This is a genomic window from Mitsuaria sp. BK037 (genome assembly GCF_014193045.1).
Taxonomy (GTDB): Bacteria; Pseudomonadota; Gammaproteobacteria; order Burkholderiales; family Burkholderiaceae_C; genus Roseateles.
Window position 1 is genome coordinate 2593547 of the sequence record NZ_JACHYS010000001.1, and the last position, 14598, is coordinate 2608144.

The window sequence follows — 14598 nt, forward strand, 5'->3', positions numbered from 1 at the left end:
GCCGCACGCCGCACGCCGCACGCCGCGCGCAGCGGCCTACGACAGAGCCTCCATCAGGGAGGCGAGGTCATACGGCTTGCGCAGCACGGTGAAGCCTTCCTCGCGCGCCCGCTCGGCGATGTCGCTGTAGCCCGTCACCAGCACGGTGCGGATCGCGGGAAAGCGGACCTTCACGATCCGCACCAGTTCGACGCCGTCCATGGCGCCCGGCATCACGATGTCGGAGACGAGGCAGTCCGCGGCGAAACCGCCGTCCAGCAGCGCCAGCGCCTGAGGCGCGTCCTCCACCACCCGCACCGCCAGCCCTTCGGCCGAGAGCAGCTGGCTGGAGGCATCCCGCACGTCGGCGTTGTCCTCCACGATCAGCACGACCTTGCCCTCCAGCGGCGGCCGCTCGACGGCGGCGGCGTCCAGCCGGCCGTTCGCCGTGGCCGCTGTCGCCCTCGTCGCCGGGAAGACCATGGTCACCGTGGTGCCGCGCCCGACTTCGCTGTCCACCTGCACCGTCCCGCCGCTGCCGGTCACGAACGCGTGGACCTGCGCCAGCCCCAGGCCCGTGCCGTGGCCGCGGACCTTGGTCGTGAAGAAGGGCTCGAAGACCTTGCCGAGGATCTCCGGCTTGATGCCCTCGCCTTCGTCCGTGACCTCGATCGCGATCGCCTGCGGATGGTCCGGCGTGGACGCATGCCGGGCGTGAATGCGCAGCCGGCCGCCCAGGTTCATGGCGTCGCAGGCGTTCGTCGCCAGGTTGGTCACCGCGATCTCGAGCTCGAGCGGATCCAGCGCGACCCGCGGCAAGCCCTCCTCCGCGCTGAGGTGGAGCTGGCAGTGCGCGCCGACCAGCGAGCGCAGCGCGTCCTCCATCTCGGCCAGCACCGGGGCGACCTCCAGCGGACGCGGCTGGTTGCGTCGCCGGCCCGACAGCAGCGTCAGCTGCCGGGTCAGCGCCTCGGCCTTCTTGACGCTGCGGCGCATCACCTGGACGTCGCCCTCGACCGATTCGCCGGCGCGTCGCCGGATGATGGCCAGGCGGCCGGTGAGCACCTGCAGGATGTTGTTGAGGTCATGCGCCAGGCTCGCGCCCAGGCGCCCCACCGCGTCCAGCTTCTGCGCGCGGGCGAGCTGGGCCTCCGCCGTCTCGCGCTTCTGGACCTGCGCCTGCAGCTGCTCGGTGCGATGCTGCAGCGTCAGGTAGGCATCGGTCAGGCGCTTCTGCACCGCGCGGAAATGCACCGCGACCACGCCCAGCATCACCGAGTTCGCCAGCAGGCCTTCGGCCCGGGCCATGTACCAGGCGATCGTGTAGCGCTGCCCGCTGTGGGTGCTCAGCCAGACGCCGGCGCCTTCCGCGACCAGCACGAAGGCCAGCCACGCGTAGATGGCCCGGCCGAACAGCCCGCGGCGCCAGATCAGCAGCACCGCGACCGCGGCCGCGCCGACGCTGAGGTAGGCGCCGACGCGGCTCACCGGACTGAGGAGCAGGCGCTGGCCGTCCGACCGCAAGGCGCCGAAGTCGGTGAGCTGCGAACTGACCGCCAACGCGCCGGCGGCCAGCAAGGCGACCAGCAGCGGCCAGGCACTCGGCCGGCGCCCGATGGGGCCGACGGCGTCCGTCTCCGCCAGGATCGCCCAGACCACGAACAGGCCGAAGCCCGCGCGCCAGCCGACGAACAGCCAACTGACCGCATGGGGGGAGCCGAACACCGCGCGATCCGCAAAAAGCGCGCCGGGGAAGGTCAGCACATGAAGGACCGCCATCAAGCTCGCGAACAGGTAGGCCGAGGCCACGATGACATGGGAGCGGTGCGGCCGCGGCGTCGAGATCAGCAGCCAGAAGGTGGCCAGGTCGATCATCGCGGTGGCGGCGCCATAGATGCCGCTGATGTGGGCCAGCGGCGGCCAGGGCCGCGCCGCCCAGGGCGCCACCGCCGCCACCGAGATCAGCACCAGCGCGCAAAGCAGGGCCACGGCCCAGCGCTGCGCCGGACTGGCCTGCTCCTGCACGAACCCGCGGTATGGCATCGCCTCTCCCTCGCGTCGACCTGCACCCGTTCATCCGCCAAGCCGGCTCGGCGACACGCCGCGCGCCGCGGGGCGTGCCTCCCGAAGGAGCTCGCAACCCGCGCAGGAGCAGGCGGGGTGCCCGCCTCCATCGGCCCGCGATTCTCGGCCCTGGCGTGCAAATGCACCGCCCCGCACCGTCTTGTTGCGCGCGCGTGAAGTTCCACGCCACACCGTCACGGATTCCTCACGTGGCCCGTTCCTATACTCGCCGCCCACAACACCGCGGAGGCCGTGCCTCGGACTTCCGCCTGCGCATTGCTTTCGAGGGAGGATCCCATGGTCTCGACGAGACACCAGAACGCCGCCATCCTGGCGGCCGTTGCCATCCTGGTCGCCGCTTGCGGCGGTGGCGGCGGCGAGGCCGGCACCCCGCTGACCGGCACCAACAACCCGCCGACGGCCGGCACGCCCAGTACACCGAGTACGCCCGGCACGCCGACCGGCGGGACCGCCACCGCGCCCACCTTCCAGACGCAGCCGGCCAACGCCAGCGTACTGACCGACGCCACCGCCAGCTTCACGGTGACCGCGTCCGGCAGCGACCTCGTCTACCAATGGAAGCGCAACGGAGCCGACATCGCCGGCGCGACCTCCACGAGCTACACGACGCCGCCGGCCACCTACGCCAACCACGGCGACCGCTACACGGTGGTGGTGTCCAACAAGGGCGGCAGCGTCACCAGCAACGCCGCGCAGCTGACGCTCAAGCTCAGCGCCAACCAGCAGGCCTTCGAAAGCACCATCCTCAGCCCGCAGCCGGGCAACTTCAACCTGCTGTGGTCGCTGCGGCTCAGCGGCCCGCAGGTGAGTGGCTCCAACTTCCTGATGTCCGATTTCGGCCAGCTCGCGCTGTCGCCGCTGACGAACGGCCCGCAGACCTATCGCCAGAGCGATCCGACCTCGCTCTCCCCCAAGCTCGCGCTGTTCTCGCCGACGGGCACGCGCGTGCTCAAGGACGGCGCCGTGCGGGTGGTGCCGTCCACCAGCGGCACCCAGCGCGCGAGTTATGTCGGCAGCGACGTGCGCGTGGACTTCCTGGCCAGCGACAACACGACGGTGGCGTACTCGACCATCCGCAGCGAATACCAGGCCGTGGCGCTGACCGGCGCGCTGGGCAGCGCGCCGGACGAGTTCAAGCACTTCCACAACGCGGTGTTCGCGAATCCCGGCGTGCTGGACAGCAGCGCCACCTTCGCCGCCGGCGCTGGCTATCTGAAGTACACGGCGAAGGTCGCCGGGGACCGCTACGACGTCTTCGACTGCCGCGGCATCACGACCGGCCCGGCCGTGTCCTCCTGCGCCGACGGCAGCACGCTGGCGGACGTCTTGAGCGCGGGCTTCACCTCCAACAGCGATGGCCGCACCTACCACCTGGCCGACGGCGAGATCCGAACCGTCGGCGGCGTGCCGATCTGGGTCGCGTCGTCGCCGCGTCCGCAGTCGAGCACGCTGAGCGCGACGGTCCAGTACCGCATCTACTTCGAACTGGGTGGCAACGTCTACACCGGCTCGATGATCAAGGACGGCACGCTGCTGGGCGCCGGCTCGTGGGTGTCGAACCCCGCGGGCGCCACGCTCGTCGACCAGTTGACCTTCCTCACGTACCAGGTCCGCCTGAACCAGGCCGCGCGCGACAGCCTGAAGGCCGCGGTGAAGATCTGACGAAGGATCCGGCGCGCGGGCCGGACTAGGCCGGCCTCAGCCGAGGCCGAGCTCGGCCTGGATGCGCGCCACCGCCGCCTTGAGCTGCTCGACCTCGGCGCGCAGCGCGGCGAGTTCCTCGTCGCGCGCGCTGCCGGACGACCACGATGACGACGACGCGCCCGACGACGCACCGCCGCCCACCGGGATCTCCGGCGCGCCGCTGAGCAGGTGGGCCCAGCGCGCCTCGCGCGCGCCGGGGGCCTTGGGCAGCTTCAGCGCCAGCGCCGGCTCACGCGTCGCCAGCTCCTCCAGGAAGCCCTCCACCGACGAGACATCGGCGAAGCGGTGCAGCCGCTCGCAGTTGATCCGCAGCTCCGCCGAGGTCTGCGGCCCGCGCAGCATCAGCACCGCCAGCAGCGCCTCGGCCTGGCCGGGGATGCCGTACACCCGCTTCATGTTGTGCTCGAAGCGCGCCACGCGGCTGCCGCTCACGCTGTTCACCAGGCTCATCGCCTTGAGCTCGTCCAGGGCCGCGGCCACGTCGGACTCGCCCGCGTTCATCACCGGATCGCGCGCCGTCTTCTGGTTCACGCCCAGCGTCAGGCTGTTCAGCGACATCGGATAGCTGTCCGGCACCGTGGACGCCTTCTCCACCAGCACCGCCAGCACGCGCGCCTCGAGCGCGCTCAGTTCTCTCACCGCCATCGGCTCGCTTCTTTCAGTTCTCTCGGTCTTGTCGGTCCGGCCCGTCCGGCTCAGACGCCGAAGCCGTCGTCCGCCTGGATGATCGCGCCATTGATGAAGCGACTCTCCTTGGCGCACAGCATCAGCAGCGTCGTGTCCAGGTCCTGCGGCGTGCCCACGCGCTTGCGGGGCAGCAGCTCCACCAGCTTGCGGCCCTGCTCGGTCTGCCAGTGGTGGTGGTTGATCTCGGTGTCGATGTAGCCGGGGCAGATCGCGTTGACGTTGATGTCGAACTTGCCCCACTCCAGCGCCATCGCGCGCGTCATGTGCACCACCGCCGCCTTGCTCATCGCATACACGCCGATCTGCGACAGCACCCGCAGGCCCGCCATCGACGCGATGTTGACGATGCGGCCGCCGGTGTAGGTGCCCGGCGCGGCGCCGCGCGCGCGGGCCAGCATCCGCTTGCCGACCTCCTGCGCGACGAAGAACGCGCCGCGCACGTTGGTGTCCATCACGAAGTCGTAGTCCTCCGGCGTCACGTCCACCAGCTTCTGGGTCGTGCTCACGCCGGAGTTGTTGATCAGGATGTCGAGCGTGCCGACCTCGGTCTCCGCGCGGGCGACCGCGGCCTTGATGCTGTCGATGTCGGTGACGTCCAGCTGCACCACGTGCGCGTCGCCACCGCCGGCCTCGATCTCGGCGCGCAGCGCCTTGAGCCGCTCCACGCGCCGCGCCGCCAGCACCACGCAGGCGCCCGACTTGGCCAAGGTTCTCGCGAACTGCGCGCCCAAGCCGCTGGACGCGCCCGTGACGAGGGCCACGCGGCCCTCCAGATCGATGCTGTAGCTCATGGCAAGGTCTCTCGCAAAACTTCTCGTGTGACCGGACAAGGTGCCGGGCACGATAGCACGCGCGCCGCGCCGCGCCGACCTCAGCCCGCCATCACGGTCTGGATCTCGGTCGTCACCTGCGTCATCAGCTTGTGGACCGGGCACTTCTCGGCGACGGCGAGCAGCTGCTGGCGCTGCTCGTCCGTCAGGTCGCCGACGAAGGTGAGCGTGGCCTTGAGCTTGTACAGCCCCTGCCGCTCCTGGGAGCCGTCGCGCTCGACCTCCACCAGCACGTCCTCCAGCGGCAGGCCCTTGCGCTGCGCATACCAGAGCACCGTCAGCGCCTTGCAGGTGCCCAGCGCCGAGTCGTAGAGCTCATGCGGATCCGGGCCGGCGTCCTCGCCGCCGCCGGACACCGGCTGGTCGGCGGTGAACTGGTGGTCGCGGATGCGCACCGTCTGCCGCATCGGGCCGGTCCTGTCGCGTTGGATGTGGATGGTCATGAGGTCCTCTGCTCACCATGGAGGCAGGCATGGTACGGCGCCCGCCTCGCGCGCAGCACCCCCATTCGGGTCGGCGCGACCGGACATCGCGCTGTCGACGTCCCTCTCTAGTTCACAAAAAGCACGACCGTTCTTTTTTTTGATCGCGCGGCTAGAATGCGCCGCAACCCGCCCCAGCCGGACCGCGAGCCGGCCCCCGCCCGCCGACCGCGCGGTCGCGGCCAGGCCTCTTACTAGAACGAGCAAGGATGACCATGACCTCCGAAGAACTTGTTGCCCAGTACGGTCCCCGCGACAGCATGGACTACGACGTGGTGGTCGTCGGCGGCGGTCCCGCGGGCCTGGCCACCGCGATCCGGCTCAAGCAGATCGCGGCCGAGAAGGGCCAGGAGATCTCGGTCGTCGTGCTGGAGAAGGGCTCGGAGGCCGGCGCCCACATCCTGTCGGGCGCGGTCATGGACCCCAAGGCCCTCACCGAGCTGTTCCCCAACTGGAAGGAACTGGGCGCCCCGCTGAACCAGCCCGTCACCGGCGACCAGGTGCTGTTCCTGAGCGAGTCCGGCCACACCGACACGCCGCAGTTCCTGATCCCGGGCTGCTTCCACAACGAGGGCAACTACGTCATCTCGCTGGGCAACGTCACCAAGTGGCTGGCGCAGCAGGCCGAGGCGCTGGGCGTGGAGATCTTCGCCGGCTTCGCCGCCGCCGAGGTCGTCTACGACGAGCAGGGTCGCGTCAAGGGCGTGGCCACCGGCAACGTCGGCCTGGGCAAGGACGGCGAGCCGCATGAGGGCTTCCAGCTCGGCATGGAGCTGCACGGCAAGTACACGATCTTCGCGGAGGGTGCGCGCGGCCACCTGGGCAAGCAGCTGATCGCGAAGTTCCAGCTCGACGCCGGCAAGGATCCGCAGACCTACGGCATCGGCATCAAGGAGCTGTGGGAAGTGCCGGCCGACAAGGCGCAGCCGGGCCTGGTGGTGCACACCGCCGGCTGGCCGATGGACAGCGAGACCTACGGCGGCGGCTTCCTGTACCACCTCGAGGGCAACAAGGTGACGCTGGGCTTCGTGGTCGGACTCGACTACAAGAATCCGTGGCTGTCGCCCTTCGAGGAAATGCAGCGCTGGAAGACGCACCCCGCGATCCGCAAGCACATCGAAGGCGGCAAGCGCCTGGGTTATGGCGCGCGCGCGATCACCGCGGGCGGCCTGCTGAGCCTGCCCAAGCAGGTCTTCCCCGGCGGCGCGCTGGTGGGCGACGACGCCGGCTACCTGAACGCCGCGCGCATCAAGGGCAGCCATGCCGCGATCAAGTCCGGGATGATGTGCGCCGACGCGATCGCCGATGCGATCGCCGCGGGCCGTCAACTCGACGAACTCAGCGCCTACCCCGCCGCCTTCGAGCGCAGCTGGCTGCGCGAGGAACTCGATCAATCGCGCAACTTCAAGACCTGGTTCAAGAAGGGCAACACCGTCGGCACGCTGATGACCGGCATCGAGCAGTGGCTGCTGCCCAAGATCGGCATCAAGAGCCCGCCGTGGACGCTGCACCGCGACAAGCCCGATCACGCCTACCTGCGCCCCGCGTCGGAGATGCCGAAGATCGAGTATCCGAAGCCCGACGGCAAGCTGACCTTCGACCGGCTGTCGTCGGTGTTCGTGTCCAACACGAACCATGAGGAGAACCAGCCCGCGCACCTGACGCTGAAGAACGACAGCGTGCCGGTGGACGTCAACCTGGCGAAATACGCCGGCCCGGAAAGCCGCTACTGCCCGGCCGGCGTGTACGAGTTCGTCGGCGACGCCGGCGCGCAGCGCCTGCAGATCAACGCGCAGAACTGCGTGCACTGCAAGACCTGCGACATCAAGGACCCGACGCAGAACATCGTCTGGGTCACGCCGGAAGGCGGCGGCGGGCCGAACTACGTGAGCATGTGAACCAAGCGATCAGCGCGGCGTGAGTTCGCGCACCCAGCGCGCCAGCATCTGCTCCTCGAGCGAGCCATGGTGCTCCTGGTGCGCGAGGATCCGCGCCCGCTCGTCGGCGGTGCGGTTCTGGCTGAGTTTGGCCTTCATCGTCCAGCGCTCGACCGGGATGCGGAAACCCACGATCGCGCCCAGCAGCTTGCGTTGGAAGTCCGCTGGCAGACCGCGCCACTGCGCGGCGTAATCGGGCTCCTGCGTCGCGATCAGGCGCTTGAGCAGCGCATCCTTGCCGGCCTCGTCGTCGATGACCTGCACGCCGCCATGGACCTGCAGGGTCAGGTAGTTCCAGGTCGGCACCGACAGCGGCGTGTCGTAATAGCTGGGCGAGATGTACGCGCCGGGCCCGTTGAACTGCACCAGCACCTCGCCGATCTCGCCGGACATCAGCGCCGCCACATGCGGGTTCGCGCGCGCGAGGTGGCCCTCGAGCCACCAGCCCTCGCCGGTCGACGCCTGGCCCGTCGCGCTGCTCGACGCCTCGCTCGGCGCGCCCCAGATCATCGGGACCGGTGTCGCCGACAGGCCGTGCCTGGGATCGATCAGCATCAGCGTGGCCAGCGGATGCTCCTGGATCATCAACCGCGCGTGCGAGAGATCCGGCAGGTCGAAATGCTTGGGCGTGTACATGCGGCCCACTGTAGGCCACATCGGGCCAAGCATGCCGGCCCTGAATGCGAAAACCCCCGCAACTTGCGCTGCGGGGGTTTCACATCTGGTTGGCGGAGACGGAGGGATTCGAACCCTCGATGCAGGTTTTGCCCGCATACTCCCTTAGCAGGGGAGCACCTTCGGCCACTCGGTCACGTCTCCAACCGGAGAAGCAGCGACTATAGCATGGCTTTCCAGGCCCTCAACCGAAACTCCGGTTGAATCGCCGTGCGACCGGCGCTCAGGCTTCGATTTCCTGGTCCAGATCGAACGCGCGATGCAGCGCGCGCACGGCCAGCTCCATGTACTTCTCGTCAATGACGACGGAGGTCTTGATCTCGCTGGTCGTGATCATCTGGATGTTGATGCCCTCTTCCGACAGCGAGCGGAACATCTTCGACGCCACGCCCACATGCGAGCGCATGCCGATGCCGACGATGGACACCTTGCAGATGCGCTGGTCGCCGATCACCTTGGCGGCCTGCACCGCCGGGCCGACGGTCTTCTCCAGCAGCTCCATCGCGCGCTGGTAGTCGTTGCGGTGCACGGTGAAGGAGAAGTCGGTCTTCCCGTCCTGCGACACGTTCTGGATGATGACGTCGACATCGATGTTGGCGTCGGCCACCGGGCCCAGGATCTGGAACGCGATGCCGGGCTTGTCCGGCACGCCCAGCAGCGTCACCTTGGCCTCGTCGCGGTTGAATGCAATGCCGGAGACGACGGCTTGTTCCATTTGTTCGTCCTCTTCAAAAGTGATCAGGGTGCCGGACTTGGCTTCCTCGTTGATGTCGATGTCCCACGGCGTGAAGCTGCTCAGCACGCGCATCGGCACGCGGTACTTGCCGGCGAATTCCACCGAGCGGATCTGCAGCACCTTGGAGCCGAGCGACGCCATCTCCAGCATCTCCTCGAAGCTGATGGTGCTCATGCGCCGGGCTTCCGGCACGACGCGCGGATCGGTGGTGTAGACGCCGTCGACGTCGGTGTAGATCAGGCATTCGTCGGCCTTGATCGCCGCCGCGATCGCCACCGCCGACGTGTCCGAGCCACCACGGCCCAGCGTCGTGATGTTGCGGTCCTCGTCCACGCCCTGGAAGCCGGTGATCACGACGACCTTGCCGGCATCCAGGTCGGCCTTGACCTTCGCGTCGTCGATGCTCTCGATGCGGGCCTTGGTGTACGAGTTGTCGGTCGACACGCCGACCTGCCAGCCGGTGTAGCTGACCGCGTCCATGCCCTCGGCCTGCAGCGCGATGGCGAGCAGGCCCACCGAGACCTGCTCGCCGGTGGAGGCGATCATGTCGAGCTCGCGCATCAGCGACGGCGAGGAACTGCCGGGCGACAGTTCCTTGGCCAGGCCGAGCAGGCGGTTGGTCTCGCCGCTCATCGCCGAGGGGACCACCACCATCTGGTGGCCGGCCCGCGCCCATTTGGCGACGCGCTTGGCGACATTGCGGATACGGTCGGTCGACCCCATCGAGGTGCCGCCGTACTTGTGAACGATCAATGCCATGGGAGTGTCAGAGACTGCTGGTGGGACGCCCTGGCGGCGTCCGCGTTAGCGCGGGAAGGAGGTGCACCGCGACCACAGCGGGCGATTCTAAGACGCGCCCTTGCCCGCAACGTCGCTGCCCATGCGTGATCCGCATGCATCCGGCACCCATCGCAGCGTCATTTGTGCTTCCCTGGCGTCCGATCGCCAGCGCGCATCCAGGCCCAGGCCGGGCACGAAGAGCAGGCGTCCGTCGACGTAGACCAGGGGCCCTTCCCTCTGGACAGCGGGGATTCCCGCGCTCTGCCAGCATTTCTTCAGCGCCCGCGCCAGGCCCTTGGGATGCGACTGGAACTGCTCGCCGCCTTCGCGCCGGCGCAACTCGACATTGCTGAGCGCAGAAAGCGCGACGCCCCCCGTGGTCACGGGTTCGACATCGAATGCGCCTCCCCACGACGGGATCGGGTGGCGGCCGGCGCGCGCGAGGTCGAGGCGCTCGCGCGGTGCGCAAGGGCTCATGGCGATGCCCAGTCCGATGAGCGACGCCGGCAACGCCTCCGCGGGCGCGGGAGGCGGCGTCTTCGAGCGGGCCTGCACGAAGAAGCGGCCGCGATAGAGGTGCAGTTCAACACCGCCCACGGCCCCCGCAGCGCTCGGAGCGCCCAGTGGCCATCGCGCCACCGTGGCAACGGGCGCTTCGTCGAGGAGCCGTCGGATCAGCGTGGCCGGTGCCGCCCGTCCGGTGACGCGATGCAGCCAGGCCCGCAGCGCGTTGGCCGCGCGCGCCGGGCTGAGGGACGTCAGCATCGCCTGCGCGAGGCCGCTCGCATCGGCCCATTGCGCGAGATCATCCTCGGCCACCTCGCGCTGGAGTTCAGCCGCTTCCTGCGCCCATCCGGCCGCGCGCGCCAATGCGGTTTCCGCGCCCGCGTCCTGCGCCATCAGCGCCGGCCAGAGGGTCTGGCGCAGCCGGTTGCGCGCGAAGCGTGGATCGCCATTGCTGTTGTCGTCGACGAAGCTCAGCTTGTGCTCGTGGACATAAGCCTCGATCGCTTCCCGCGGATGGTCCAGCCAGGGGCGAGCCCAGCAGACACCGTCGCGCCACTGCGCGCGCGGCATCGAGGACAGGCCCGCGACACCGGCGCCGCGCAGGGCCTGCAACAGGAAGGTTTCGGCTTGATCGCGGCGGTGGTGCGCCAGCAGCAGCAGGTCGGCGCCGGCGGCCAGGGCCTGGCGCTGCAGCGCCTCGTAGCGGCCGGCACGGGCCCATGCCTCGGTGCTGTCGCCAGGCGCCGGCGCATCCGTCAGGCGCTCATGGACGAACTCCACCGGCAGCCCTTGCGCAGCCCACTCGGTCACCTGCTCGCGCAGCTGCGCGAGCCACGCGTCCGCGTGGGCGCTCAGGCCGTGATGGATGTGCAGCGCCACCACGCGGACACCGAATGAACGGGCGGCGCTGGCGGTGGCATGGAGGAGCGCCGTCGAGTCGCGGCCGCCGCTGCAGGCGACCGCGATCACGCGGCGTGGTGCCGGATCGCCGAGGGTGGCGGATCCGGCGGGATCAGCGGCTCTTGGTGTCGCTGAATCGACCATAGGCCTGCAGGCGCTCATAGCGGCGCTCCAGCAGATCCTTGGTCTTCAGGTCGGAGACCTGGCGCAGCGCATCACCAAGGGCGCGCTTCAGGTTCGAAGCCATCTGCTTCGGATCGCGGTGCGCGCCGCCGACCGGCTCGTTGACGATCTTGTCGATCAGGCCCAGGGCCTTGAGGCGATGCGCGGTGATGCCCAGGGCCTCGGCGGCCTCGGACGCGCGCGCGGCGGTCTTCCAGAGGATGGACGCGCAGCCTTCGGGCGAGATCACCGAGTAGGCGGAGAACTGCAGCATCAGCACCTGGTCGGCGACGCCGATGGCCAGCGCGCCGCCGGAGCCGCCCTCGCCGATTACCGTCGCGACGATGGGCACTTCCAGTTGGGCCATCTCGAAGATGTTGCGGCCGATCGCCTCGGACTGGCCGCGTTCCTCGGCACCGATGCCGGGGTATGCGCCCATCGTGTCGATGAAGGTGAAGACCGGCAGGCCGAACTTCTCGGCCAGCTTCATCAGGCGCAGCGCCTTGCGATAGCCCTCCGGGCGCGGCATGCCGAAGTTGCGCAGCGTGCGCTCCTTGGCGTCGGCGCCGCGCTGGTGGCCGATGACCATGCAGGCCTGGCCATTGAAGCGTGCCAGGCCGCCGACGATCGCGGCGTCATCCGCGAAATGGCGGTCGCCGTGCAGCTCCTGGAATTCGGTGAAGACTTCGGCGCAGTAGTCCAGCGTCTGCGGACGTTGCGGATGGCGAGCCACTTGATAGACCTGCCACGGCAGGACATTCGCGTAGATGTCCTTCGTCAGCTGGTGGCTCTTCTTGCCCAGGCGGTCGATCTCCTCGGAGATGTCCACCGCGGACTCGCTCTGCACGTAGCGGAGTTCGTCGATCTTGGTTTCGAGCTCGGCGATGGGCTGCTCGAATTCGAGGAAGTGTTTCTTGCTCATTCTCAGTAATCCACGGGTAGCGGATCGAGGCTCCGCCAAATGTACCATGTGGCCACCGAGCGATACGGGGCCCAACCTTCGCCCAGTTCACGGGCCTCGGCCCGCGACACCGGCTCGTCACTGAAGTAGTGCTGGCTGATGCCTTTCAGCAATCCCAGGTCGTCCAGCGGCAGCACGTTCGGGCGCATCAGGTGGAAGATCAGGAACATCTCGGCCGTCCAGCGGCCGATGCCGCGGATCGCGACCAGTTCCTCGATGATGGCTTCGTCCTCCATCTGCGCCCATTGGCGCACATGGACCTGGCCCGACTCGAAATGCTGCGCCAGGTCGCTGAGGTACTCGACCTTGCGCACCGACAGGCCGACTTCGCGCAGCGCCGCCTTCTCCAGGCCCAGCACCTCGGTCGGCTTGATGCGGTTGGACGGCCCCGAGGTCAGCTCGGCGAACTTGTCCCACACGCTCTGCGCAGCCTTCACCGAAATCTGCTGACCGACGATCGAACGCGCCAGCGTGGTGAACGCGTCGCCGCGGCTCTGCAGCCGCGCCTCGCCGAATTGCGGGATCAGCTTCTTCATCACCCGGTCGCGCTTGACCAGGTGTCTGCAGGCCTCGTCCCAGTAGTCCGGGGTCACCCCGGCGGTCGCCACACGCGCCATCAGGCCTGCTCTCCCACCTTCGACGCGCGAACCCAGGTCGTGCCGGTGGCGGAATCCTTCAACTCGATGCCCTGATCGAGCAGCGCCTTGCGGATGCGGTCGGCCTCGGCGAAGTCACGGCCCGCCTTGGCCGCGGCGCGCGCGGCGATCTGCGCCTCGATCGCGCCTTCGTCCAGGCCGGCGCCGGCCTGCAGGAAGGCCTTGGGCGACTGCTGCAGCACGCCCAGCACGCCGCCAAGCGCCTTGAGCAGCCCGGCATCCTGCACGGAGCGGTCGCGATTGACCTGGTTGGCCAGCTCGAAGAGCACGGCCAGCGCGCCCGGCGTGTTGAAGTCGTCGTCCATCGCGGCCTTGAAGGCGGCAGCCGGGCCCTGCGCCCAGTCGATGGCCACCTCCGCCGGCGTCACCGCGTCCAGCGCGGTGTAGAGCCGGCGCAGCGCGGTGCGCGCGTCGTCCAGGCTGACGTCGCTGAAGTTGAACGGGCTGCGGTACTGCGTGCGCAGCATGAAGAAGCGGATCGACTCGCCGTCGAACTTCTCCAGCACTTCCTGGATGGTGAAGAAGTTGCCCAGGCTCTTGGACATCTTCTCGCCGTCGATGTTCAGGAAGCCGTTGTGCATCCAGAGGTTGACGAAGGGATGGCCGAAGGCGCCCTCGCTCTGCGCGATCTCGTTCTCATGGTGCGGGAACTGCAGGTCCATGCCGCCGCCGTGGATGTCGAAGCGCTCGCCCAGCAGCGCGCAGCTCATCGCCGAGCATTCGATGTGCCAGCCGGGGCGGCCTTCGCCCCAGGGGCTGGCCCACTTGGCCTCGGCCGGCTCGTCGGGCTTGGCCGACTTCCAGAGCACGAAGTCCAGCGGGTCGCGCTTGCCGTCGTCGACCGCGACGCGCTCGCCGGCGCGCAGCTGGTCCGGCGACTTGCCGCTGAGCTTGCCGTAGCCCTCGAACTTGCGCACCGCGTAGTTCACGTCGCCGCCGTCGGCGTGGTAGGCCAGGCCCTTGGCCTCGAGCTTGCCGATGATGTCCAGCATCTGCGGGACGTAGTCGGTGGCGCGCGGCTCGTGCGTCGGCGTGGCGATGCCCAGCGCCGCGAAGTCGCGGTGCATGGCCGCGATCATCTCGTCGGTCAGCTGGCGGATCGTGATGCCGCGCTCGAGCGCGCGGCGGATGATCTTGTCCTCGATGTCGGTGATGTTGCGCACGAAGGTGACGTCGTAGCCGCTGGCGGACAGCCAGCGATAGACGACGTCGAAGGCGAGGTTCATCCGCGCATGCCCCATGTGGCACAGGTCGTAGACGGTGATGCCGCAGACGTACAGGCGGACCTTGCCCGGCTCGATCGGTTGGAAGGGCTGCAGCTGGCGGGTCAGCGTGTTGTAGATGCGCAAGGAAGACATACGTATGTCGCGCCGGGCCAGCGACGGGTCGCTGGGCGTCGGCGCATTCGACGGTGCGGTGCGGGTGGGGCGGAGGGCCGGCCGGGGGACGAGCGGGAGACGAAAGCTCGCTCTAGAATGCCCGGCAGTATAGCGGCCCGACTTTATGCCAAGACTCCC

At 68.9% G+C, this 14598-nt stretch carries 12 protein-coding genes and 1 tRNA gene; 2 read left to right on the forward strand and 11 right to left on the reverse strand.

The annotated features are described in order from the left end of the window. Positions 1-36: 36 nt before the first annotated feature. A complete protein-coding gene (locus FHT37_RS10730) occupies positions 37-2022 on the reverse strand; it encodes an ATP-binding protein (RefSeq protein WP_183480720.1) in 1986 nt (661 codons plus the stop codon). Between the two features lie 318 nt (positions 2023-2340). Here FHT37_RS10730 and FHT37_RS10735 point away from each other — a divergent pair, with 318 nt between their 5' ends. Further along, on the forward strand, positions 2341-3726 hold the full coding sequence (locus tag FHT37_RS10735; protein ID WP_183480722.1) for a hypothetical protein: 1386 nt from the start codon (positions 2341-2343) through the stop codon (positions 3724-3726). A 36-nt stretch (positions 3727-3762) separates the two neighbouring features. Here the strand turns inward: FHT37_RS10735 and FHT37_RS10740 are convergent, their stop codons facing one another. From FHT37_RS10740 to FHT37_RS10750, 3 genes are all read right to left on the reverse strand, one after another. Beyond that, complete coding sequence (locus FHT37_RS10740; protein WP_183480724.1) at positions 3763-4413, reverse strand: YceH family protein; 651 nt, start codon at positions 4411-4413, stop codon at positions 3763-3765. Positions 4414-4463: 50 nt separating this feature from the next. Beyond that, positions 4464-5246 (reverse strand): SDR family oxidoreductase, encoded by a 783-nt coding sequence (locus tag FHT37_RS10745; RefSeq protein ID WP_091732344.1) that lies wholly within the window; start codon positions 5244-5246, stop codon positions 4464-4466. Between the two features lie 80 nt (positions 5247-5326). After that, positions 5327-5728: an OsmC family protein gene (locus tag FHT37_RS10750; protein WP_091732340.1), complete on the reverse strand. Its 402-nt coding sequence runs from the start codon at positions 5726-5728 to the stop codon at positions 5327-5329. 254 nt (positions 5729-5982) lie between these two features. On the opposite strand from FHT37_RS10750, the gene FHT37_RS10755 reads away from it, so the two are divergent. After that, complete coding sequence (locus FHT37_RS10755; protein ID WP_183481523.1) at positions 5983-7665, forward strand: electron transfer flavoprotein-ubiquinone oxidoreductase; 1683 nt, start codon at positions 5983-5985, stop codon at positions 7663-7665. Positions 7666-7674: 9 nt separating this feature from the next. Here the strand turns inward: FHT37_RS10755 and FHT37_RS10760 are convergent, their stop codons facing one another. The 7 genes from FHT37_RS10760 to cysS all read right to left on the reverse strand — a co-directional run bounded on the left by FHT37_RS10760 (position 7675) and on the right by cysS (position 14439). Continuing rightward, positions 7675-8340 carry an FMN-binding negative transcriptional regulator gene (locus tag FHT37_RS10760; RefSeq protein WP_183480726.1) on the reverse strand — a complete coding sequence of 222 codons (666 nt, stop codon included), beginning with the start codon at positions 8338-8340 and terminating at the stop codon, positions 7675-7677. 90 nt (positions 8341-8430) lie between these two features. Continuing rightward, positions 8431-8523 (reverse strand) — tRNA-Ser (locus FHT37_RS10765). A 79-nt stretch (positions 8524-8602) separates the two neighbouring features. Then, positions 8603-9874 carry an aspartate kinase gene (locus FHT37_RS10770; RefSeq protein WP_183480728.1) on the reverse strand — a complete coding sequence of 424 codons (1272 nt, stop codon included), beginning with the start codon at positions 9872-9874 and terminating at the stop codon, positions 8603-8605. A gap of 87 nt (positions 9875-9961) precedes the next feature. Further along, positions 9962-11464, reverse strand: a complete 1503-nt coding sequence (tilS, locus tag FHT37_RS10775; protein ID WP_255489535.1) for a tRNA lysidine(34) synthetase TilS — start codon at positions 11462-11464, stop codon at positions 9962-9964. After that, the gene (locus FHT37_RS10780; protein ID WP_091732330.1) at positions 11415-12386 is read right to left on the reverse strand and encodes an acetyl-CoA carboxylase carboxyltransferase subunit alpha; all 972 of its coding nucleotides are present in this window, start codon (positions 12384-12386) and stop codon (positions 11415-11417) included. The genes tilS and FHT37_RS10780 overlap by 50 nt, the downstream gene beginning before the upstream one ends. 2 nt (positions 12387-12388) lie before the next feature. Beyond that, on the reverse strand, positions 12389-13042 hold the full coding sequence (locus tag FHT37_RS10785; RefSeq protein WP_091732327.1) for a DNA-3-methyladenine glycosylase: 654 nt from the start codon (positions 13040-13042) through the stop codon (positions 12389-12391). Beyond that, on the reverse strand, positions 13042-14439 hold the full coding sequence (gene cysS / locus FHT37_RS10790) for a cysteine--tRNA ligase (RefSeq protein WP_183480732.1): 1398 nt from the start codon (positions 14437-14439) through the stop codon (positions 13042-13044). Before cysS ends, FHT37_RS10785 begins: the two co-directional genes overlap by 1 nt. Between the last annotated feature and the right edge of the window lie 159 nt (positions 14440-14598).